The following is a 21246-nucleotide window of genomic DNA, read 5'->3' as shown; positions in this document are numbered from 1 at the left end:
TCACACTGAAGTGAACCAACTTAAAAACAAAATTCGTATAAAAGTCTAATCGTAAATAAAAAAGCGAACCATACTCGTTTCTGATACTCAGAATTCTATCTTGTCCGCTTTTTTATTTAATTTATCAAGCATAAGGATTTATAATAATGGATTCTTAAATCCAATATTTTTTCCACCTCCGCTTTTTATTTCAAGAAAAGGATACTCAAGAGTGCTAAGATTGCCGGTCCACCTTGCTTTAGAATGATTTTTTTATCTGCTGTTAAGGCACCGTAAGTCGCTGCTCCTATGACAAATAAAACAAAGATTGTTACGATTTCTAAGCTATGCGAGAAATAAATTCCATAGAGAAGAAACACGCCAATCAAGGCATTATAAATCCCTTGGTTTTTAAAAAGTGAAGTGACAGATGGTCGTACTAGCTCTTCTTTGTCCATATTAAAGACTCGGCTGGTTGCATCTGATTGGGTTGCGATACTTTCCAAATAAAAGATATAAAAATGCTCTAGAGCAACAAGTGTTGCTAAAATGGTAGTAATAATTGACATCGTTTTCTCCTTAAAATTCTATTTTTTCTAGACCTGACACTAGGTTGGTCAGTAAAGTCGTCAGCTCTTTCTGCTCAGCAGGCGATAAGATGCTCTCCATCTGTTCCTTCACTTTCAAGTGATGTTTAGGCGGATTGACCAAGAGTTGATTCTTGGCTTCTTGGGTTAATTCAACTAAGACTTCTCGTTGATTAAGCGGATTACGTTTGCGACTGACATAGCCCTCTGACTCTAATATCTTAAAATGACGGGTCAAGGCCGCTTGGTCGATTTGCAACTTCTCCTGAACGGCAATTTGGTTACATGGTGACTGTTGCAGTAAAAATTGCAGGATTTGATAGCGGGTCAAACTAATTCCCAATTGTTTTTCAAAAAGTTGAGTAATGGTCTGATCTGTTAAATGAAGCTGGTACAATAATTCATGCATTTTTAGTATTTTTCTCCTTTCATTAATATATGATTTATCAACTATTGACTTATCAAATATAATACAAATAAATTGACTTTGCAAGCCTTTTGCTTACTCCGTTAAATTAGTCTCCTAGTCACAATCCCTCAAGGCTATGTTTTTCTATTTTATGCCTGGAGTTTATTTACGCTATCTAAGAGTTTGAAAACAAAAAAGAAGCAGAAACTAGATTAGTTTCAACTTCTCTTTCTATTAGTTCATCGATACGTGAACGTGATCATAGTGGTTTTCTGTGATGCTTCCACGATCTGGCATTGGATTCCAAGTGTAGGCTGGTCCATATATGCTATCGTATGGTGCATAGAAACGTTGTTTCCAAATGATATAGTTAATTCCACGGGTCGCCATGTTCTGGATCGCATAATCTGCAATTTGGTCTCCAAGAGCTGAGCTTACTGGAACCATAAAGTCAATGGCAAGGCCTTTTCCGTGGTCTCCGCTATCTCCTGGACGGTAACCACTAAAGGATGTAATGCCGAACAAGTTGGCAATCTCTTCTTTAAAAGCAGCTGTTTGTGGTTGAAGTCCTGCATTCTCTGATTTTGCTGCAGCAAGTCCTGCATAGTCAGGAGCTGCTGGGGCTGCATAAGTCGCTGATGAACCTTGGCTTGCTTCAGCTTGGTAAGTTGATGGTGTTGATTGAGTCTCTGCTACAGTTTCTGTAACAGGGGCTTCTGTTGTAGTAGTTTCTTCCACTACAGGTGTTTCTGCTACTGCTTCTTCTACTGGTGCTAAAACTTCTGCCATAGTTTCTGTAACAGGTTCTGCTACTGGTGCTGATGCTTCTGTTGTAGTTTTTGCTACTGCTTCTTCAGTCGCTTGTGGTGCTACTGCCTCAACTTGAGCCTCTGTTTCTTCAACTGGTTGAGTTAAATCTTCAACCTGTACAGTTTGGTCATCTATAGTGACTTGGTTGGTTGTCAAATCTGCTGTAGCAGTTGTTCCTTCGCCACCTTGAACTGTATCAGGGGTTTGAATTTCAACTTCTGTCACTTCTTCCTCATCATTAACAGTTGTTGTAAGGACTGTCTCAGGGAAAATCAGATCAATATTGCTGATCTTGTTCAAGTTAGCAAGAACGGTCACATCCACTCCCAAAGCTTCAGCAATGGTACTTAAGGTATCACCATACTGAATCGTATAGCTTGTTTTATTCTCATTCTTAGTAACATCGTTTTGAATTTGCTCAACACTACGTGCTGTCCATACTAGTTCTTCTGCTTGAGTTGCCAATACAGGGGCAAAGGACAAGGCTACTGTTGATGCTAAAATAATTCTTTTCTTCATACTATCAAACTCCTTTTCAAATGTAGTACCTGTCTATCATAACACAAAGAAAATAGAAAAAAAGCCCTTTTGGGGCTATTTAACAGAACTGTACATTCCTTGTAACAAATCACATTACCTGAAATAGTTTGTTAGTTTCTTGTCATCAGGCTGACACATTCTTCTTGAAGAAAATTCTAGAAGGAAAGTGAGCTAATATCCTCTAAATGCTCTATCTGTTGATTACAAGTTGCAGGAGAGGTAAGAAAATTAATACTCTGAATCCCACTATTTTGGGCAAATTCTATATCCAAAGTCCGATCGCCGATATAATAAGTCTGCTGAGGATTTAATCCATACTTATCTAAAAGATAAATCGCAGCTTCTGGACTAGGCTTCCGAGCAAAGCCACTTTGATTAGTTAAAATTTCTATGAAATAGTGGGCCAAACCCAAATTCTCCAAAATTGTAAAAGCATTGTCCCCTTTATGGGTATAAACAAACTGCTCAATCCCTTGCTGATCTGCCCAAGCTAAGATTTCACGCGCCCCTGGCATCAGAACCACTTGAGCATTATTCTCAGCCAAACTCTGAGCACGAACCTGATTGAGCATATCTGCATCCAAGCCTCTTTCTTCTCCCACCTTTTCCAACAGATCTTGAACGGAAGTTTGTAGAATAAAGGCACGAACCTCAGCCTTATCATAAGGAATGTCAAACTGGGCAAAAGTCTCTTCGATTCCTGCTAAAATAGCCTCATAAGAATCCAACAAGGTCCCATCTAAATCCCAGATAAATCCATTTTTTTTCATATGTCATCCTTTCAAACAGATATATTGCTTATAACGATAGCGCAGGAAGAACCAGCGAAAACCATTATCCAAAAGCGTTCCTGCCCAAATACCAGGCAAGCCCCAACCAAGAATAATTCCCATCAGATACCCTGTTCCGATACGGATACACCACATCCCGATACTTGTCGCATAAAAGGGGAGGCGTGCATTTCCCAACCCCTGCCAGACAGCTGTATAAATGACTGTCCCCGTCGTCATAGGAGTTCCTAGTAGTGAGAACAGTGTCACCATAACACTGGCTTCAATAGCCACAGGATCACTGGTGTAGAGGTGACTTAGTGGTGTCCCAAGAGCATAGATACTAAGTGTTAAGGGCAACATGAGGAAGAGAGATAGCCAAAAAGTTTGCTTACTTAAGTTGTCTACCCTTGCCCAATCATCTTCTCCAACTGCTCGAGCCACCTGCATGACTGTTGCTGTAGCGACACCAAAGGCAGGCATGTAGTTAAACTGCGTCAAGACTTCACCAATAGCATTTCCCGCTACGGCCTCAGTTCCGAAAGAAACAACCAGGGCAATAATAACCACATCGCCAGCTCGCATCATGAGACGCTCTCCCGCTGCAGGTAAAGCCAGGGTCAGCAAGTCTTTGTCCAGTCCAAACCTTGGTCTCGTATATGGAAGTTTTAATTGCGACCATAAAATCACAACCCCAACCAAACGAGATAGGATGGTTCCCCAGGCTACACCAGCTATGCCCATATCAAGGATGAAAATAGCTAGACTTGAAAAGAGAATATTCAAGGCATTGGATAAAAGACTCACATAAAGGGGAAGACGCGGATTATGAGTAGCACGAATCAAGGCACCCAGACTAGTCATCAAGCCCAAGAGAACAATTGTCCCACCGACCAAAGCTAGGTATAGTCCTCCACTCTCAGCTACAGACGCTTCTGTCCCCAAAAGACCAATCATCTCTCGACCGGCAAAGATGGACAAGAACCCTAAAATCAAGCTCAAAAGCAAGGTTATCTTGAGCGCTTCTGTCACATGGTAGGCTAGTCTAGACTGGTCCTTCTGCCCCAAACTTTTTGAAATGACGCTGGAAATAGCTGCTCCCAAAGCAATAAAAATAGCCTGGTAAATAGTGATGATATTACCCGCTACAGACACACCCGAAATAGCGATTAAACCCAGATGTGCCACCAGATAGCTATCCACCATTCCCATGAGCATCTGCAAGAAATTTTCACCCATGGCTGGCAGAGCTATGTTGAGAATATCTTTATATTTCTTAAACAATCCTTCCTCCTGATGAAAAGAAACTCAGTTAGTTTCCCAACCGAGTTTACTTCCTCTGTTTTAAAGTCCTAGATAAGATTCTACTGCTGCCTGCATATCTGCCGCTGCAACAGTTGTCTTGTGACGAACTGGAGCTGTTTCAAGGCCATCCACTGCTGGTGGCACTGCTACTCCTGAAATTTCGTGTAATTGAGCCAAGGCTTCAAAATCGCTAAGGCCTGATTGTCCAGTTACAGCTTCCACCGCAACCACTGGGAATTTGTAAGGACTAGCTGTTGATGCAATCACTGTCTTTGTCGCATCACCAGTCGCTGCTTGGTATTTTTTAAATACAGCTGAAGCAACTGCTGTATGAGGATCCTCGATGTAAGAATCTGACTCGTAAACACGCTTAATTTCTGCAGCTGTTTCTGCTTCTGTCGCATACTCCGCTGCAAAGAGGTCAAGAATCTCTGCATCAAAATCTTTCAATTCATACTGACCTTGAGTGTTCAAAGCATCCATGAGTTCAGCTGTCTTAACCGCATCGTTTCCCAAAAGATGGAAAATCAAGCGCTCCAAGTTTGAAGACACTAAGATATCCATAGATGGGCTAGTGGTCACTTTAAACTCACGCTTTTTGTCATAAATACGAGTTTTAAAGAAGTCTGTCAATACATTGTTATCATTTGAAGCACAGATTAGTTTCCCAACTGGCAGACCGATTTGCTTCGCATAAAAGGCTGCTAGGATATTCCCAAAGTTTCCTGTTGGTACTGTGAGGTTGACCTTGTCACCAGCCACAATTTCGCCAGTTTTAACAAGCTGAGCGTAAGCATAAACATAATAGACAATCTGAGGGACCAAACGACCAATATTCATAGAGTTAGCTGATGAAAACTGCAACTTGTTAGCTGCCAATTTTTCACGAAGAGCCACATCGTTGAACATATGCTTCACGTTGGTTTGAGCATCGTCAAAGTTCCCATCAATGGCGATGACATGAGTGTTGTCACCAGTTTGAGTGGTCATTTGCAACTCTTGTACTTTGCTGACACCGTCTTTTGGATAAAAGACGATAATTTCAGTTCCAGGGACATCCGCAAATCCTGCCATGGCAGCTTTTCCAGTGTCTCCAGAAGTTGCAGTCAAGATAACAATCTTGTTTTCCAAACCGTGTTTCTTAGCAGCCGTCGTCATAAAGTATGGCAAGATAGACAAGGCCATGTCTTTAAAGGCAATGGTTGAACCATGGAAGAGTTCCAAGTTGTATTGACCATCAAGTTTGACAAGAGGGGCAATGGCTGGTGTATCAAACTTGCTGTCATAGGCATTGGTGATACAGTAGTCCAACTCTTCTGCTGTAAAGTCATCCAAGAAAGCTGACAAGACCAGCTTAGCTACTTCCTGGTATGAAGCGTCCTTTAATGTATCAAAATCCAAATCTACCTTTGGATAGCTAACTGGAGTGAACAAACCTCCATCTGTCGCCAAACCTTGCAAAATCGCTTGGCTAGCTGTTACGGTATTTTTCGCATCACGCGTTGATTGATAAACTAATGTCATAAATCTCTATCCTTTATCTATAGTCTCATCCATTATAACATGATTTTTCAGAAAATTCTTCCTTTATAAGAAAATTATAGAGTCAATTTTTCTTTCAAAGGCTCTAAATAGGTTGTTTCTTGCTGACCTCTCATTTCAAGACCTTGCTCTGCTATAGCTAGCAAGTCTTTGGAGAATTGAACAATTCCAGCTGTCTCCTCATCTGAAAGCTGTTTCTTAGAAAACTGGCGTCTCAAAGATTTGTAGTCACGACCAAATCTCTCAAAGAAAGGTGCTGTTTCTAGGTATGTTTCAAGCTTGTCTAAATTCACCAACAAACCTAGATGAAAGGCTGCCGAAGCAAAAGGGCGGTCTAGGGGTTGCGTACAAACACTACGAAATTCGACCGTCCCTCGAGTTGTTAAGTCTTGATATTGGTAACTACGGTGCGTTTGAAAATCCTTCTCTTGAGGAACAAGCAGAGTTTCTTTTCCATTTAGAGTATAGGCCGAAACTTCCTCAGTAGCTAGGTAATCTCTAGCCCGAATCGGAGAAAAATAGTAGGTTTCCCCATCTCGTTCTGCTGTAAAAATCGCAGAGCGGTCTAGATAATCAAAGAAATCATCTTCATCTTTAAAGAGTCTGGTATTGACACCAACATTCTCTGGATAAATTCCATGCATGGAGTCTTCCCAAAAGACATCTCGCGAAATCTGAGTATCCCAGTCTGCTCCCGAAAACTCAGAATTCGCAAATAAGAAAGCTTTGGCTGCCTCTATCTCTGTGAAAGCATTGATAACTCGTAAGTAGTTTGACTTTGATACATCTAACTGAATTTGACTACCACAGATAAATGCACCATAGGCTGGAAAGTCATGCAAAGAAACGGACTCCTGATTGTTGCCCATCTTCAGATAGTCCATTAACATCTTGTAGCGAGGATATGCGACAGGCCTATTATCATTGATATCCCAATTCGGGTGAATTCCCCAACCCTGAATCGCATGATCCTTTTCCCCAAGCTTTTCCTGAATCACCTTCATATAAGCTTGAAAGCGTTGGTCGACCTCTTGGATATTCTGGGCTCTACCAAAGGCAAACTCCAAGGTCGTATAGGAAACCTCAAACAAAATCCGGTCTTGACTGATCGGTTCTACAAGTTGAATTGGATTGCCATCCTGGTCTTCCTTTTCAACTTCCAGACCGAGAGCACCAACCAAAAAGTGCATCAATTCTTTGCTGACTTCAATATCTGTCGCTTGCCCATTTACATGAACGATAGGAAATTCCAACTCAATACCAATGTAGAGTTCCGGATTTTCTTTGATATTTTTTAAATAACGGCTTTTCAATAACTGAATAGAAGGGGACATACATACCTCTCACTCTAAATTCTCTTACTAGAAAGATCAATTGCTTTCTATATTATACCAAAATCCCCTCGAGAAGAAACTCAGAAAATTTGCTGAAAACCTTAAAGAGGCCATATAAAGTCAACTTTTCTAGCATTTATAGGTATTTACTCGCCAATGCATCAATCTTACTTGTTCAATTTTCACAGTCTTATCAACCGGTTAAGCGATTACATAGTTTTTTACCTCAAAACTATTGTACTATAGTAAATATCGTGATATACTTCACATATAAGTAAATAAGAAGGCGGTTCAAATTCGACTTCACTTGAAAACCTCTCAAGCCAAGCCCCTTTTCCTCTGCACCTCAACGACTAATCAAGGAGGATAGCTATGAAAGCTGTGGTTGTAAATCCAGAAGGTACTGGTGTTGCTATTGAAGAAAAAGTTCTCCGTCCACTCGAAACTGGGGAAGCTCTTGTAGAAGTTGAATACTGTGGTGTCTGCCACACTGACCTCCACGTTGCCCATGGTGACTTTGGTAAAGTTCCAGGGCGCGTTCTCGGTCACGAAGGGATCGGTATCGTCAAAGAAGTTGCTCCTGATGTGAAAAGCCTCAAAGTTGGCGACCGTGTCAGCGTAGCTTGGTTCTTTGAAGGCTGTGGTATGTGTGAATACTGTACAACCGGACGAGAAACTCTTTGTCGTTCCGTAAAAAATGCAGGCTACTCAGTTGACGGTGGTATGGCTGAACAATGTATCGTAACTGCAGATTATGCTGTTAAGGTTCCAGATGGTCTCGATCCAGTCCAAGCTTATTCTATTACTTGTGCCGGTGTTACTACCTACAAGGCTATCAAAGAAGCAAAAGTTGAACCAGGCCAATGGGTTGTACTCTATGGTGCTGGAGGACTTGGTAACTTAGCTGTTCAATACGCTAAAACAGTATTTAACGCTCACGTTATCGCAGTAGATATTAACAACGATAAACTTGCTCTAGCTAAAGAAGTTGGTGCTGATATCGTGATTAATGGTCTTGAAGTCGAAGATGTTCCAGGCCTTATCAAAGAAAAAACAAACGGTGGGGCTCACTCAGCTGTCGTAACAGCTGTATCAAAAGTTGCCTTCAACCAAGCAGTTGACTCTGTTCGTGCAGGCGGTCATGTAGTAGCTGTCGGACTCCCTTCAGAAATGATGGACCTTAGCATCGTCAAAACAGTTCTTGACGGTATCCAAGTCATCGGTTCCCTTGTTGGAACACGTAAAGATTTGGAAGAAGCCTTCCAATTTGGTGCAGAAGGTCTGATTGTACCAGTCGTTCAAAAACGCCCTGTCGAAGATGCAATTGCTGTCTTTGATGAAATGGCAGCTGGAACCATCCAAGGTCGTATGGTTCTAGACTTTACACACTAAGATAAATAAAATGCCAAAACGAGGTAGGGACAGAAAATCCCACCTCGTTTTTTTAGCAATAATACTCTTCGAAAATCAAATTCAAACCACGTCAGCTTCGCCTTACCGTACTCAAGTACAGCTTGCGGCTAGCTTCCTAGTTTGCTCTTTGATTTTCATTGAGTATAACATTTTGATACGACAACTAATTGGACTTGGGGCAATTTTTAGACGCCCAAGAGCACTACTGACGAAAACTTCCTAGTCCCTCCACTTTTTTATATTAAATTTTTTTACCATTTTATAGACGATTTTATAAAAAGTTTATATATCAATATTTGTAAAAATGAGGCTTTGAGATTTTTTTCACTCTTTATTATAATTAGTTGCATTTTTTCTGAAAACGATTTATACTTAAGGAGTCTTAAAGTTTTCTTAAACTACAAGTCAAACATTTTATAAGGAGGAATGACAATAATGAGTATCGGAATCATTATTGCGAGCCACGGTGAATTTGCCGCGGGTATTCATCAGTCAGGATCAATGATCTTTGGTGAACAAGAAAAGGTTCAAGTTGTAACCTTTATGCCAAACGAAGGTCCAGATGATTTATACGCCAAATTCAACAATGCTGTGGCTGCATTTGACGCAGAAGATGAGGTTCTAGTCTTGGCTGACCTTTGGAGTGGTTCTCCATTTAACCAAGCTAGCCGCGTAATGGGAGAAAACCCTGAGCGTAAATTTGCCATCATCACAGGACTTAACTTGCCGATGTTGATTCAATCCTACACAGAGCGCCTTATGGATGCTAATGCTGGAGTGGATAAAGTCGCTGCAAATATCATCAAAGAATCTAAGGATGGCATCAAGGCTCTTCCAGAAGAACTAAATCCAGCTGAGGAAGTTGCTACTGCTGCAGCTGCGCCTGTAGCCCAAGCTGCTATTCCAGAAGGAACTGTCATTGGAGACGGTAAATTGAAAATCAATCTTGCTCGTCTTGACACACGTCTTCTTCACGGACAAGTCGCAACTGCTTGGACACCAGATTCAAAAGCTAACCGTATCATCGTTGCTTCAGATAACGTAGCTAACGACGATCTTCGTAAAGAATTGATCAAACAAGCAGCTCCTAACGGAGTGAAGGCTAACGTTGTACCAATCAAAAAATTGATTGAGGTTGCAAAAGACCCTCGTTTTGGTGAGACACACGCCCTTATCTTGTTTGAAACACCTCAAGATGCTCTTCGTGCTATCGAAGGCGGTGTGCCAATCAAGACTCTTAACGTTGGATCAATGGCTCACTCAACTGGTAAAACAATGGTCAACAACGTATTGTCAATGGACAAAGACGACGTTGCTACATTTGAAAAAATGCGTGATCTTGGTGTTGAATTTGACGTACGTAAAGTACCAAACGACACTAAAAAAGATTTGTTTGACTTGATTAGCAAAGCTAACGTTCAATAATTAACATTAAATAGAAAAGGAATAAAACCATGTCAGATATTTCAATCATTTCTGCTATCTTGGTTGTAGTTGTTGCCTTCTTCGCAGGTCTTGAAGGTATCCTCGACCAATTCCAATTCCATCAACCAATCGTAGCATGTACCCTTATCGGTCTTGTCACAGGTAACCTTGAAGCAGGGGTTATGCTTGGTGGATCACTTCAAATGATCGCCCTTGGTTGGGCTAACATCGGAGCTGCCGTAGCTCCTGACGCTGCCCTTGCCTCTGTTGCAGCTGCAATCATCATGATCAAAGGTGGTAACTTTACTACTGAAGGTATCGCAGTCGCAACTGCAACTGCAATCCCTCTTGCCGTAGCTGGACTTTTCTTGACTATGATCGTTCGTACAATCTCAGTTGGTTTGGTTCACACTGCTGACGCTGCTGCTAAAGAAGGAAACATTGCTGCTGTTGAACGCGCTCACTACCTTGCCCTTGCTCTTCAAGGTCTACGTATTGCTATCCCAGCTGCGCTCTTGCTTGCAATGCCAACTGAAGCCGTTCAAGGCGTATTGGAACTTATGCCAGAATGGCTTAAAGGTGGTATGGCTGTCGGTGGTGCTATGGTCGTTGCCGTTGGTTACGCTTTGGTTATCAACATGATGGCTACTCGTGAAGTATGGCCATTCTTCGCTATCGGTTTTGCTCTTGCAGCAATCTCTCAATTGACTTTGATTGCCCTTGGTGTAATCGGTGTTGCCCTTGCCTTCATCTATCTCAATCTTTCTAAACAAGGTGGAAACGGTGGCGGAGGAGCTGCAACTTCTAACGACCCAATTGGTGATATCCTAGAAGACTACTAGAAAGGGGAACAATCATGGCTGAAAAAATTCAATTATCAAAATCAGATCGCCAAAAAGTTTGGTGGCGTTCACAATTCCTTCAAGGTTCTTGGAACTACGAACGTATGCAAAACTTGGGTTGGGCTTACTCTTTGATCCCAGCTATCAAGAAACTTTACACTAAAAAAGAAGACCAAGCAGCTGCTCTTGAGCGCCACCTTGAATTCTTCAACACTCACCCATACGTAGCTGCTCCAATCATGGGGGTTACTCTTGCACTTGAAGAAGAACGCGCTAACGGTACTGAAATCGATGATGCTGCTATCCAAGGTGTTAAGATCGGTATGATGGGACCTCTTGCCGGTATCGGTGACCCAGTCTTCTGGTTTACAGTTCGTCCGATCCTTGGTGCCCTTGGTGCATCACTTGCTGCAACTGGTAATATCGTTGGACCACTTCTCTTCTTCTTTGGATGGAATGCAATCCGTATGTCTTTCCTTTGGTACACACAAGAGTTTGGTTACAAGGCTGGATCTGAAATCACTAAAGACATGTCAGGTGGTATCTTGAAAGACATCACTAAAGGAGCTTCAATCCTTGGTATGTTCATCCTTGCCGTTCTTGTACAACGTTGGGTATCCATCAACTTCACTATCAACCTTCCAGGGAAACAATTATCAGAAGGTGCCTACATCAACTTCCCAGAAGGTGCTGTTACAGGTGGAGAATTGAAGGGTATTCTTGGTCAAGCACTTAGTGGTATGAGCTTGGATAGCGTTCAACCACAAACCCTTCAAGGTCAGTTGAACTCATTGATTCCAGGATTGATGGGACTCCTCCTTACTTTCCTTTGCATGTGGTTGCTTAAGAAAAAAGTATCTCCAATCACAATCATCCTTGCCCTCTTTGCAGTTGGTATCGCAGCTCGTTTCTTCGGTATCATGTAATCTCGACGAGAATGTATAAACAAAAAAAGAATCAGGTTTATCACCTGATTCTTTTGGCTCTTTGTCAAATAGTGTTGATGAAGAACCTAATGAAAAAAGAATCCAACAAAAATTGGACTACCTGTCTCCGGTTGAATACCGAAGACGGTAGCCCTAGGGTGTTTTTATTAAATTCTCACTTTTTGGGGTCAGTCCCTAAGCCTGATAGTAATTTTTTGTTCATACTATTCCCCTTTAGTCATTTACTACTTTAAGTTGCATTGCTTTAGCTACTTCTTCTGCCTTTGATCCCTTAGGTGTATGGATTTCTACATCTGGGTTACAGTTATCCACAAAATAGAAGTATTCTGTAATTTCTGTTACACTTGCTGGAATTGTAATAGATTTAATTGATGATGTCCCCCAGAATACTAATGTTCCAATACTCTTTGTTCCTTCTGGGAATACAACTGATTCTAATGAACTGTCAGAGTTGAAAACATCATCTTCTACTGTTTCTATTGACTTACCAAAGTGGACATACTTTAACTTATTGTCAATCGCAAACGCACCTTTTCCAATATATCGTACTGTATCTGGTAAAACGATTGCCTCACAATGTTTCAAGTTCGCAAGACCACGTTCTCCAATTGCGATAACAGGTTTACCTTTAATTTCCTTTGGTACACGAACAACCTTATCGTCAGAAGTACAACTATAGATGACATAACCTTCTTCCTATAAATATACGCACGTTGATATATTAATATCTTTAAGAATTTATAACTATAGTTCCTTAATTTTCCCAGTAAAAAAACGAAAGGCACCACAAGTTATTTATGTGTTTTCTTTAAACGATTCATGTACTTCTGTCGCAACTTCTCACCCGCCTTTAATTGCGGTTGCGATAGATTGAGGACCTAAATATGCATCCCCTGTTATTAGTTCATTTCTATTGTATTCTGATGTTGACCGAAAGTCAAATTTTTACCTTTCATCTAGAACACTAAAGTCTACTTTTGTTCAATTGCTGCAACGACAAGGTCACATGGAATAATATGTTCACTACCTGCCACTTCATGCGTTGATCTTCTTCCACTTTCATCTGATTCACCAAGTTCCATTGTAATAACCTTTACACCAGTTACTTTCCCACTCTCATCACGCAATACTTCTTTAATATTCTCTAAGAAATGGAATGTAACACCTTCATTGTGTGCATCTTTGATTTGTAGTGTAGCTTCTAGTATATTGTTCATATGGTCATCATTCTTTTGTTTTAGGTTTCAGCGCTTTTAATATAATGAATGTTGGCCTTTTTGTATACACTAAAATAGGGTTGGTGGAAAATTTCCATCAACCCTAAAAATTATAGAACCACACAAAACCCTGACCAGAGATAGCCAGGGTTTTGTATTTCAAAAATTATTCTGTAAATTCTATAGTTACTTTTACTTCAGAATCCATTGAAGAAAATATTGTTTTATAATAATTGATTGCAGATTCTTTAATTTCACTCTTAAATTTATCTAAATACTCTGCTTGTTTATCACTAGAAAGTTGGTTAGCGACCAATTTCCCAGTATCAATATCTTCTGTAGTTCCACTTAATAACTCTCCATGACTATCATATAAATCATAAGGATTATCTTTTGAAAGTTCAACACCAATTACTTCCAATTTTGGAACAATAACCTTATATTCTTTTTCGCTTATTTGTTCAACCTTTACACTACTTTTAATTCCAAATTTAGCTTTATAATTTAAAATTACTAATGCTGCTTTTTTAGAGAACGGCACATCAAACCCAAAAACTTGAGTTGTTTTTGTTTCAGAAATAATTTCATTAATTCCCGCATTCAAAAATACAACTTCATTCACTTTTTCAATACTTTCGATATTAATTGACGATTTGACTTCTGATTTATGTTCCTTAGGTAAGAAAAATAGCACTCCAATAGCTATAATAGCTATTAATACCACATTCAATAGTACACTAAACATATTAACTTTCTTCTTTAATATAGACAAGATAAAAAAACCTCACTTTAAATAATCTATCTAAATTTTACACATTCTAAAGAAAATAGTCAATATTTTTTCGTACTATCTTCTAAAATTAATTGTGCCTATTAAAAATGAAATTAGTTTGTTGCATTTGATTATATTTTTTGAACACCAAATCCATTTAAAATTGAGTGCTATTTTGAGCACTAAAAAAGGGCTCTTTGGTAAATAGTGTTGATGAAGAAATTTAGGAAGGGATTAAGCAACTAATTGTTGCTTAATTCCTTTTTGTTTTGGGCCAAACATTTTTGTTATTAAAATAATCCTATTTCTAAAATGGTAATAGTTTCTAAAGCCGTAGGCATTTCTTTTAAGCACTTTTATTTTATTGTTTATTCCTTCAATAGGGCAATTTGTTCTAGTTGGATACTCACAAGTATTTTGAATATATGGCAAGTAAGTCATAAGAGTCTTTAATACTCTTTTTAAACCAGGAGATAGGTCTAATTGCGTAGCTGCTTCAATCGTTTCCTTGAATTCTATATAATCTCTATCCTGTATACATTCACGAAGTGAATGTACAACCTCATAATCATTTTTAAGAGATGGATTTTTTTCTAAGATATAATCTACGATTCCTTTACTTGTTATGAAGCTTTCAAAAAGCTTATAACGATTATATTTATAGTTCTGAAGTTCATTAGAGTTCTTTAAAATTAACTTCCAATAATGTTTTAACTTTCGATATAATTTAGAGTCTTTATAGCGATGCTTATTCATGACACGTACCCGAGTTCGATTTAATTCTCTATTTAAGGCTTGTACGATATGAAAAGGATCAATGATAATTTTAGCGTTAGGAAACATTTCTTTTATTAATTGAATGTACGGTAAGTACATGTCGATGGAGATAGTTTTTACCTTTAATCTAGTCTTAGGCTCAAAACGATGAAAATACTTTTTCAAGCTGTAAGATTTTCTATCTCGTACAACATCGACCAGCTTGTGTGTAGTGCTATCACAAATAATGAAGCTCATATTACTATCGGAAGATTTGACGGATTTAAATTCATCAAAACACAAATGCTCAGGTAAATCGTGTAATGGTTTAATCTTTAGTAAACGTGTTGTATCATCTATGATACGTCTTACCGTATGAACTGAAACATTTGTTTCTTTTGCGATATAGGTTTCAGATACTGTTTCACTTATTTTTGATTTAATTTCGTTTTTTAAGCGTTTAGAGATATGACAGTGTTTTTCTACGATTCGACTAGTGTCTGCGGTAAATGAAGAGCCGCATTCTCTACAGAGAAATCTCTGCTTGCGTAGATTTAAGTAGGCCGCTAGGCCTGAAACAGAACAGAGAGTGATACGAGATGTTTTCGTGCCGTTTTTAACGATATTATTATTTCGGCTAACACACCCACAAACGGTACAAAATTCTGGTTTATGCGTATAAGTAGCTGCATAAAATAAAGATTTTCTCTTTTTAAATATCTTCTCTTGAACTTTATTATCCCAAATAATGTTTTTATCTTTGATTTGTAGTGTAGCTTCTAGTATATTGTTCATATGGTCATCATCCTTTTGTTTTAGGTTTCAGCGCTTTTAATATAATGGATGTTGGCCTTTTTGTATACACTAAAATAGGGTTGGTGGAAAATTTCCATCAACCCTAAAAATTATAGAACCGTTCTTTTTATATCTCATTTATTCAGCCAAGGCACCCATTGGATCCCATGGTGCAAGGACGATTGGTTCTGCTTCATAGGCAGCTTGTTCTTCTGCTGTTAGTAATTCCTTACGAACAACAATTTGGTAAGTGTACTCGTCCATCCAAGCGTCTGAGGCAACAAAGTAACCATCTGCACCGACCTTGTCTCCCCATGAGTTTTCAACTTTCCATTTGATTGATTTGCCATTTTCATCCAAATCAACACCTGTCAAGACCATAGCGTGGGTCATCAAGCTTTCGCTGTAGTCTAAACGTCCTGCTTTGTCCTGAGTGAGTTGAATATCCATGCTTGATTCAAAGTCATAGACATCTGTCGCAAGGATTCCGGCTTTACGGTTGCTGAGCTGGCCAACATCTGAACCAAACCAAACAGTTTCTCCTGTCTGCATTTGGGCAATCGCCAATTCTTTCAAACGTTCCATCGGTACGTTAATGTAACGAACTGCACGGCTACCAACCACATTTCCCAACATCTCAACTGTGTAAGATTTACCGTATGGTTTATCAGCAGTTGGAGCATTGATCACAGAAACGTAGTCTTCTAGTGGAAGGTCAACGTATTTCTTGTAAAACTCTTGTGGTGTGATGCCTTTTTCGCTTTGGTAGTTGTTGTCCTTATCACGATAAGCAAAGTCAAATTGACGTGGTGGAAGTCCTAGTGACATGGCAAGGAAGTTAAAGATCTCCTGCAAGAGATCTTCTTTCTTAGCTTGAACAGTCGCTTGGTCTGCACCAGAAGCCAAGAGGTCACGCAAGATTTGAGCGTCTTGACGAAGCAATTTATTAAGGATGGCATTGAGCTCACGGCTACTGCTAGATGAAACAGACTCTGGATAAACAGACTTAGGAACGACACCGTATTTCTCAAAGAGAGCCACAACCATATCCCATTGACCACCATCTTGTTGTGGAGTTTGGAGTAGGAAGCTAACCTTGCGGCTTGTCAATTCTTGGTCTGCAGTCGCAATGACTTGCTCCAAGAACCAGTTAGATTTTTCATACTTGTCCCAGAAGAAGGTGTGAGCTTGTGACAATTCAAAGTTTTCAAGTTTGTATTGAGAGATGAGTTTGTGGCGGAAGGTATTAAGGGCCGCAAACATCCAACAACGACCAGAAGCCTTCTGGTTAGTGACCTTGTCCTTTGTTAAATCAAGTGAGAAAACAGGGGTGTTGTCGACATGGCTTTGACGACGCTCAAGAGCTGCAAAGATTCCATTGTGGCTAGCAGCATTTTCGATAGCTTGGTATTTGACATTTGCTTCATAGTTGGCAAATAATTTATCTGTAAATGATTCTTGAATCGCGTTCATAAAATCCTCCTTTTATTCTACAGTCTATTATAACTCTTTTCACAAAGGAAGCAACCAAAAACTGAAAAAGGCAAGGATATTTTCCTCACCTTTTTCAAAGATTCCACAGTTTACCTAACACTTTCGAGCAAGCTTTCTAATTCCTCTGTGGTCAAGCGACGCCATTCCCCACGCTTCAGATTTTCATCCAAGGTCAAAGTTCCCATGGTCAGACGTTGCAAGTCCACCACTTCCTTGCCACAGTAAGCAACCATGCGTTTAATCTGGTGGAATTTCCCCTCTGCAATAGTCACGCGAACCAGACTTTGGTTTTTTTCTCTATCGAGAGACACAAGCTCAAGCTTAGCAGGTTGGCAGGTAAAGTCTTTGAGCGGAATCCCCTTGGCAAAAGTCTCAATATCTTCATCCGTCATGATTCCATCGACTTGCGCAAGATAGGTTTTATCCACATGGCGTTTAGGTGAAAGGAGAGCATGAGCCAACTGGCCATCATTGGTCAAGAGTAAGAGTCCATGCGTATCGATATCCAAACGCCCCACCGGGAAAACTTCCTTGGCACGTGCATAGTCATCCAACAAATCCAAGACAGTCTTATGTTTAGGATCTTCAGTTGCTGAAATAACACCCTGGGGCTTGTTCATCATATAGTAAACAAACTCCTCGTACTCTAGCTTTTGCCCGTCAAAACAAATATCGTCTGTCTCTTCATTGATTTGTAGCTTGGCAGATTTTTTCTTTTTACCATTGACCGTCACGCGCCCAGCCTTTAGAAAGTTTTTAACCTCTGTCCGACTTCCTACGGCGCAGGCAACCAAATATTTATCTAATCTCATAGCACTATTATACCATGAAAAAGCATAGACTTAGTACAAAAATAAGCCGCCTGATTGGGCGACTTTATTTTATAGGGAGATTATTATGAAAAATTTTTAGGAGTTAAAGTTAAGGTCTTCTTAACTTATGCTTATAGTATAAGCTAGATTCCTAAAAGTTTTCTTAAAATTTTCTCCTCAAACTTAAATTTCTGTAAATCTTCACTGTTAAAGTCAAGCATTGTCTCTTTAAAAAATATAGATCATGAAAACGTTAAGGCCATAAAGAGGAGTAGCATCACAAATAAGGCTAAGCTAACGAGCAAAGTTAGAACTTTAACAAGCGTATTGCTTTGCCAATAGCTGGGCTTTCCGATATTACTAGTTGCATCCATAGAAAAAATTTGAGTTTGTCTTGGTTGAATGGTCACAAGGATGATTAAGGCAATAGCTAAAATAATGGTTAAAATTATCAATAATTCAGTCATTTAACTACCTCAAAAGTCCTATCAAAGTAAATAATAAACCAATCAAGATAACTAACCCCAACAAGAAAGAGAATGTTTTACTGATTTTTTCACCACGTGTAGATTTTTCTTTTTTGATGGGTTCTTGTTTCATCTCTTCCATGCGACCTTCAACATCCTGATAAAATAGATCTTTTTTAGTCATGGCTTTCTCCTAAAATGGTTTCCATCCGCTCCTGATACATAATTGGATCCACATAATTGGCATGGTAACCCTGTTCTCCAAGAGCTCGTCCCATCTCCTTAACGTTAGAAAGAGCTAATTCAATAGTTTGAATCATGCCGTCCACTGCTTCCTTAGCGAAAATATGACTTGGAGCTGTATAGCGACGGTTATGGGCAGTTTCTTCAAAAGCTAGGACCAGTTGGTTGTGTTCAAAGGCCTGACGAACAGCCTGAAGCAATTCATTCCCATAGTTGATATCCAAGTAGATATCTGATAGTTGATAGAGATCTTGAATCTTTTGGGGACTGGCATTTTGATAGAGCACAACATTCGGGTAGCGGAGCATATCCATCAACTTTGCAGACATTTCTGTCACTGCCGCGATTCGGAAAGTGACCCTTGGTAAACTCTCCACCAATTTTTCAACTTGCTCTAGTTGATCCGAATTGGTCACAATCAAGGCATCAGGACGAACAAAATTATCACGCTTAAAGTGATAATGATAGCCTAGGTGACTAAACTTATGATGGAATTTTTCATCCGTCAATTGCAGAGCGCGTTCATAAGTCGCATAATCTGGAATGATAATGGTCTTAGCTCGAAGCTGATCATTCTCCAAAATCAGTTGCATATTTCCTGGTATACCATCATGTAGTGGTTCTTGCCAAACTAGAATATCCTGACCTGATTTGTCTGGGAAATGGAAGGAAGTCAAAAACGAGGTAGATAGGGTATTAAAGAGAAGGTGGTTAAGATTCACTTTCAAACCTTGTAAGAAGTCTATAATAAAGGCCACTCGACCAGAAAAATGGCGCAATCCTTGACCTTCCAAGGTCAGCAGAATATCACCTGTGACATGGTTTTCCAAAATAACTTCTTTTTGATCTACATTCCGATAAGAAGTCATGATAGCTTGGCCAGAAGCATCAAAGGTAGTCTTAGCAAAGCAAGCTCCAAAACGATTATAGTGATCCACTTGGAAGATGCGACCTGCTGGTGTTTTCCATTCGACTTTTTTCACCAAACGAGCCTGTAAGCCATCTGCAAAATGAATCACTGCTCGTTCTTGATTAAGGTCATTGATGGTTCCAAATTGATTATTCCCAGCAATCTCCCAAAAGTCTGGTACAGGAACTTGGTTAAAGTACAAGGGTTTACCGCTGTCATAACCCAAATAATAGGTGAAGGGTGAGACAACTCCATCTGGTAAAAATCCATCGGGTTCAATAACCACAGCCAAATCAGACAGTCCAGCTTCAGTCAGACTATAGTGCAAATCTTGACTTTCTTGACTGTATACATCAAATAACTGAATCATCCACTACCTCCTTGATTGTATTTTCCCATTTGTTCAAAATCTCTTGAGTCAAGAATTTCTCAGCAATCTGGTAAGATTTTTCTCTCATGCCTTCCAAATGATTCTCCAAATACAGTTGGCAGATTTTTTCTGCATAAGCTTTCTTGATTTCATCTTCGACATGGTCAGATGAGCTTGGAATCAAGTAACCATTTTCACCATCTTCGATGAAGGTTTGATTTCCATAAGGAACATCAAAACCAATCAATGGCAAGCCCGAACCAATTGCTTCCATGAGTGTCAACCCAAAGCCTTCACTGGTAGAAGCAGTTAGATAAACTTCATACTGTGAATAGATTTGGGAAAGTTCGGCATGACCCTTGAGTTTAATATACTCTTCTGCCTGACCTGCAGCGATAATCTCATGTAGACGTCCTTCCTCACCACCACTACCGTAGATATCAAAGGTTAATTCTGGCAACTCCTTATGAGCCTCAATCACAGCCTTGACAAGCCAATCAATATGCTTTTCCTTAGCTAGACGCGAAGCTGTAATGAGAGAAAATGGCTTACGACTCTCTAGTGGTTTTGTTAATTGGTCAACACTTCCAACTGGAATGGTCACAATCTTAGGAGCATGCGAGGTATAGTGAGCAAACTGTTGCTCTAGAACTTCCTTTTGACGATCCGTTGAAACAATAAAGAGATCGACCTTATCTGCATTGGTAAACTGGTAGTCATAATAGTTGTTCCAAAGGATATAATCATCATTGGTCGCATTTTCACTATAGTGCTCAGCGTGAATGACAACAGCTAGATGCGCCGCCTGCGCTTCTTCAAAGACCACCTGACCAATCCCTGTCTCACGATCCAAAATCACTAGATCTGATTTATTTAACTCAAGAGTCTGCATGAAATAACGGAGCAAGGCGGGTTTCCCGTATAAGATTCGATCCTTGAAACGGTAGACTTCCTCGGTCCCTTGATTCATGAACATCTCATAAGCTGGAGTCCCATCTTCATTGTAGAAGGTTCTTTGGTAGAGTGTCGCTACATTATCTTTAGGAGCAAAATACTCTGTGCAGTAGCGTGTGTAAGAGAAGTAATCCTTGCGGATTAACTTACCAGCATACACATACTCCACATGTTGGACAAAATCTTTTTCCTCATCTACTAAATAACAAGTGATAAACTTGTCCTCATCTGAGAAGAAGATTCGTTCAATTTTCCCATTTCGTTCACGACGGCTTTCTACACCTTCAAAGTAAGCCAAAACATCATCTACCGTCACACTGGTCGGTGCAATCTTGATGTCTGTGAAGTGAGTGTAAAGCCAGATGACCTGATCATCATCAAAACCGATATTTGCGGTTAAGTGCTGGATATTATCACCCAAAATCATGTCTGTAAAGATAAACTTTGACGGCAGATTTAGGCTGCGAAAAATACCTGCACGGTAAGCTTGGGCATATTCAACACCACTGCTGGCCCAGCCGATTCCTAAATTTATATTGTAAATTGTCATATT

22 protein-coding genes are annotated in these 21246 nt (G+C 39.8%); 5 read left to right on the top strand and 17 right to left on the bottom strand.

The genetic code is table 11. The features are described from left to right. Nucleotides 1–185 precede the first annotated feature (185 nt). From RQ973_RS04835 to RQ973_RS04805, 7 genes are all read right to left on the bottom strand, one after another. Nucleotides 186–548: a DUF1304 domain-containing protein gene (locus RQ973_RS04835; RefSeq protein ID WP_075231064.1), complete on the bottom strand. Its 363-nt coding sequence runs from the start codon at nucleotides 546–548 to the stop codon at nucleotides 186–188. 10 nt (nucleotides 549–558) lie between these two features. Then, on the bottom strand, nucleotides 559–975 hold the full coding sequence (locus RQ973_RS04830; RefSeq protein ID WP_398577611.1) for a MarR family winged helix-turn-helix transcriptional regulator: 417 nt from the start codon (nucleotides 973–975) through the stop codon (nucleotides 559–561). Nucleotides 976–1209: 234 nt separating this feature from the next. Then, nucleotides 1210–2304: a LysM peptidoglycan-binding domain-containing protein gene (locus tag RQ973_RS04825; protein WP_311522976.1), complete on the bottom strand. Its 1095-nt coding sequence runs from the start codon at nucleotides 2302–2304 to the stop codon at nucleotides 1210–1212. A 176-nt stretch (nucleotides 2305–2480) separates the two neighbouring features. Then, nucleotides 2481–3095, bottom strand: a complete 615-nt coding sequence (locus RQ973_RS04820; RefSeq protein ID WP_153225642.1) for an HAD-IA family hydrolase — start codon at nucleotides 3093–3095, stop codon at nucleotides 2481–2483. Between the two features lie 3 nt (nucleotides 3096–3098). Then, nucleotides 3099–4379 carry an MATE family efflux transporter gene (locus RQ973_RS04815; RefSeq protein WP_311522975.1) on the bottom strand — a complete coding sequence of 427 codons (1281 nt, stop codon included), beginning with the start codon at nucleotides 4377–4379 and terminating at the stop codon, nucleotides 3099–3101. 60 nt (nucleotides 4380–4439) lie between these two features. Then, nucleotides 4440–5924: a threonine synthase gene (gene thrC / locus RQ973_RS04810; protein ID WP_311522974.1), complete on the bottom strand. Its 1485-nt coding sequence runs from the start codon at nucleotides 5922–5924 to the stop codon at nucleotides 4440–4442. Nucleotides 5925–5998: 74 nt separating this feature from the next. After that, the gene (locus RQ973_RS04805) at nucleotides 5999–7276 is read right to left on the bottom strand and encodes a gamma-glutamylcysteine synthetase (RefSeq protein ID WP_311522973.1); all 1278 of its coding nucleotides are present in this window, start codon (nucleotides 7274–7276) and stop codon (nucleotides 5999–6001) included. Nucleotides 7277–7648: 372 nt separating this feature from the next. Between RQ973_RS04805 and adhP the strand changes: the two genes are divergently transcribed. From adhP to RQ973_RS09475, 5 genes are all read left to right on the top strand, one after another. Continuing rightward, nucleotides 7649–8668 (top strand): alcohol dehydrogenase AdhP, encoded by a 1020-nt coding sequence (adhP, locus tag RQ973_RS04800; protein WP_311522972.1) that lies wholly within the window; start codon nucleotides 7649–7651, stop codon nucleotides 8666–8668. A 456-nt stretch (nucleotides 8669–9124) separates the two neighbouring features. Beyond that, nucleotides 9125–10114 carry a PTS sugar transporter subunit IIB gene (locus RQ973_RS04795; protein ID WP_311522970.1) on the top strand — a complete coding sequence of 330 codons (990 nt, stop codon included), beginning with the start codon at nucleotides 9125–9127 and terminating at the stop codon, nucleotides 10112–10114. Between the two features lie 29 nt (nucleotides 10115–10143). Next, complete coding sequence (locus RQ973_RS04790; protein ID WP_311522969.1) at nucleotides 10144–10956, top strand: PTS mannose/fructose/sorbose transporter subunit IIC; 813 nt, start codon at nucleotides 10144–10146, stop codon at nucleotides 10954–10956. A gap of 14 nt (nucleotides 10957–10970) precedes the next feature. Further along, nucleotides 10971–11882: a PTS system mannose/fructose/sorbose family transporter subunit IID gene (locus RQ973_RS04785; RefSeq protein ID WP_006149277.1), complete on the top strand. Its 912-nt coding sequence runs from the start codon at nucleotides 10971–10973 to the stop codon at nucleotides 11880–11882. Between the two features lie 61 nt (nucleotides 11883–11943). Then, entirely contained in the window at nucleotides 11944–12033 is a 90-nt protein-coding gene (locus RQ973_RS09475; RefSeq protein WP_367400507.1) for an IS3 family transposase, read from the top strand. A gap of 83 nt (nucleotides 12034–12116) precedes the next feature. Here RQ973_RS09475 and RQ973_RS04780 read toward each other — a convergent pair whose 3' ends face one another. The 10 genes from RQ973_RS04780 to gtfA form a co-directional block, all read right to left on the bottom strand. Continuing rightward, on the bottom strand, nucleotides 12117–12512 hold the full coding sequence (locus RQ973_RS04780) for a leucine-rich repeat domain-containing protein (RefSeq protein WP_083301256.1): 396 nt from the start codon (nucleotides 12510–12512) through the stop codon (nucleotides 12117–12119). A gap of 362 nt (nucleotides 12513–12874) precedes the next feature. Next, nucleotides 12875–13120, bottom strand: a complete 246-nt coding sequence (locus tag RQ973_RS04775) for a hypothetical protein (protein WP_004238875.1) — start codon at nucleotides 13118–13120, stop codon at nucleotides 12875–12877. A gap of 166 nt (nucleotides 13121–13286) precedes the next feature. Next, nucleotides 13287–13865: a DUF4230 domain-containing protein gene (locus RQ973_RS04770; protein ID WP_000493216.1), complete on the bottom strand. Its 579-nt coding sequence runs from the start codon at nucleotides 13863–13865 to the stop codon at nucleotides 13287–13289. A 261-nt stretch (nucleotides 13866–14126) separates the two neighbouring features. Continuing rightward, nucleotides 14127–15443 carry an ISL3 family transposase gene (locus RQ973_RS04765; protein ID WP_311522966.1) on the bottom strand — a complete coding sequence of 439 codons (1317 nt, stop codon included), beginning with the start codon at nucleotides 15441–15443 and terminating at the stop codon, nucleotides 14127–14129. Between the two features lie 138 nt (nucleotides 15444–15581). Next, a complete protein-coding gene (pepC, locus tag RQ973_RS04760) occupies nucleotides 15582–16916 on the bottom strand; it encodes an aminopeptidase C (RefSeq protein WP_311522965.1) in 1335 nt (444 codons plus the stop codon). A 110-nt stretch (nucleotides 16917–17026) separates the two neighbouring features. Continuing rightward, nucleotides 17027–17749, bottom strand: a complete 723-nt coding sequence (locus RQ973_RS04755; RefSeq protein ID WP_311522963.1) for a pseudouridine synthase — start codon at nucleotides 17747–17749, stop codon at nucleotides 17027–17029. Nucleotides 17750–17991: 242 nt separating this feature from the next. Next, a complete protein-coding gene (locus RQ973_RS04750; RefSeq protein ID WP_075230877.1) occupies nucleotides 17992–18216 on the bottom strand; it encodes an accessory secretory protein Asp5 in 225 nt (74 codons plus the stop codon). 4 nt (nucleotides 18217–18220) lie between these two features. Next, entirely contained in the window at nucleotides 18221–18400 is a 180-nt protein-coding gene (gene asp4 / locus RQ973_RS04745) for an accessory secretory system protein Asp4 (protein ID WP_311522962.1), read from the bottom strand. After that, the gene (gtfB, locus tag RQ973_RS04740) at nucleotides 18393–19739 is read right to left on the bottom strand and encodes an accessory Sec system glycosylation chaperone GtfB (protein WP_311522961.1); all 1347 of its coding nucleotides are present in this window, start codon (nucleotides 19737–19739) and stop codon (nucleotides 18393–18395) included. Before gtfB ends, asp4 begins: the two co-directional genes overlap by 8 nt. Further along, the gene (gene gtfA / locus RQ973_RS04735; protein WP_311522960.1) at nucleotides 19723–21243 is read right to left on the bottom strand and encodes an accessory Sec system glycosyltransferase GtfA; all 1521 of its coding nucleotides are present in this window, start codon (nucleotides 21241–21243) and stop codon (nucleotides 19723–19725) included. The genes gtfB and gtfA overlap by 17 nt, the downstream gene beginning before the upstream one ends. Nucleotides 21244–21246: the final 3 nt, after the last annotated feature.

Source organism: uncultured Streptococcus sp. (assembly GCF_963511325.1).
GTDB lineage: Bacteria > Bacillota > Bacilli > Lactobacillales > Streptococcaceae > Streptococcus.
This window is presented reverse-complemented; position numbering and strand designations above follow the sequence as displayed.